This window comes from Sphingomonas sp. S6 (assembly GCF_043498045.1).
Taxonomy (GTDB): Bacteria; Pseudomonadota; Alphaproteobacteria; order Sphingomonadales; family Sphingomonadaceae; genus Sphingomonas.
On the sequence record NZ_JBIEOE010000044.1, the window covers coordinates 1 to 1,904 of the forward strand.

Genomic DNA, 1,904 nt, shown 5'->3' on the forward strand with positions numbered 1-1,904 from the left:
CAGGGCGGCAAGGCTCTGGGCGACGACATGAAGGACGCGGGCAATACGGCCTATATCGCGTCCGATGACGACATTAAGCGCGGCCAGCGCATTCAGCGGAAAGGGGCGATGGTTGGGCAGCTGACCGACCGCGCGATGGCGATCGCCGGAAGCGCGGCGGCGGATGCGGCGGAGCCGGGTTATGACGCGACGCTCGCCGCAGGGCGCCAGATCGTCGGCGGCGCCACGACGTTCGGGGGGATCGTCAAGAATACGTTTGCGCCGGCGGCCGGGCTGGTGGAGCGCGGGGGACGTGCGATCGAACGCGGTGGCCGGGCCATCGAGCGTGCCGTTGCTGGGCTAACAGCGCGCGCAATCAGCGCCGCTCAGCAAACCCAGGCACGAACCGGTGTCCGGGCGTCGATTACGCTCGGACAATATGGGCTGGAAAGCTCGTATGGGAAACGCATGCCTGCCGGCAGCAATAACCCCTTCGGCATCAAGGCTCGCCGCGGCGAGCCTTTCGTAATGGCGCGCACCCGTGAAGAGGATCGTCTAGGTCGAAGCTATTATACCATGGCGAAATTCCGGAAGTTCGAATCCCTCGAAGAGGCGTTCGATGCTCACGCCAAGTTGCTATCCAGCAAGCGCTATCGCGCCTTTCAGCGTGCTCGCACGGTCGATGAAGCCGCAGACTCTCTTACCGGCGTGTACGCGACAGATCATAAGTACGGCGCCAAGTTGAAGGACGTAATCCGCCGTCAGGGGCTTGACCGCTACGACCGTGCTGGGCCCGCCCAGCCAACGCAAATCTCGTTGGAAGTCCATGGTCTTCCCCAAGGCGCGCGTGTGACGGCAAAGACGCGACACGGGTCTACGCCAGCAATAAGCCACGCCGTGGCGCATTGATCATCAGCCATTGGTGTTGGGCTTTGCGGTAGGACGGCAGCCCGCGTCGAGATACTCGGGCGCCACCCACCAAATGCCAGCGTAATTTGTTCGATAGACCGCAAGTTTAACGACCTGCCTCCAGCCGTCCTCCGTCGCAACACGTCCCTGCTTCATGACCTCGAGACGAAGGTCAGGGTATGAGCCGTCGTCCCTTAGTGATCCGCAGCTGTAGCGTCGCAAAATGGCCTTGGTGTAGTCGGCAGTGATTTTAGCTGCGTCAAACCCATACGAGTCGAACAAATCGATTGCATTTGTAGGCGCGTAGTACGGTCCATCGGGGCACCCGACCGCTACCTTTTTGATCAGGTGACACGGGGTGACCGCAGGATCAGGGGTACTTGCTGCCAGCTGAAGGCTCGCAAGCGTCATCGCAACCGCTGCTTTCATTTTGCTATCCCTCTAACCGCGTAGATCACGCCAGCCTGAGGAGGTCCGACATGTCCCTGCTCAACCTGCTGCCTGCGTCCTTCCGCGGCGTTCCCTTTGCCGTGACCGATCATGTCACGACTGCCGGCCGGCGCCTAGCTGTTCATGAATATCCCGGCCGTGAGGACGTATGGACTGAGGATATGGGTCGGGGCGCGACGCGCTATCGCATCCGCGGATTCGTCGTCGACAAGGATCCCATCCTCGGCGGTCTGCCGATCGACGCCCAGCGCCTCGCGCTGTTGACCGCGGCGCGGGCGGCTGGGCCTGGCGTGCTGATCCACCCCACGCTCGGCATCCTCACCGTCGTGCTCGATGCAATCAGCATGGGCGAGGCGCTAGATGGGGCGACGTACAGCACGGTGGAGTTCGCCTTCATCGAGGCGGGGCGCCAGACTTTCCCGAATATCTCCCTCGACGGCCTCACCGTATCGGCGGCGGTCATCACTGCCGCAGCGGGTGCCGCGACGGCAGTGCGCCTCCTGGGCCTCGGCAAGACGAGCGCTGCCGGCAGCGCCAGCGGCGCGCTCCCCGCCACAGTGAACCAA

The 1,904-nt window shown here is 63.2% G+C and carries 2 protein-coding genes; both read left to right on the forward strand.

From position 1 onward, the window contains the following. On the forward strand, positions 1–888 hold an 888-nt coding region (locus ACGVWT_RS19130), incomplete at its 5' end, for a glycoside hydrolase family 73 protein (RefSeq protein ID WP_394427814.1). Positions 889–1,367: 479 nt separating this feature from the next. Then, positions 1,368–1,904 (forward strand): DNA circularization N-terminal domain-containing protein (locus ACGVWT_RS19135; RefSeq protein ID WP_394427816.1); only part of this gene is annotated, 537 nt, incomplete at its 3' end.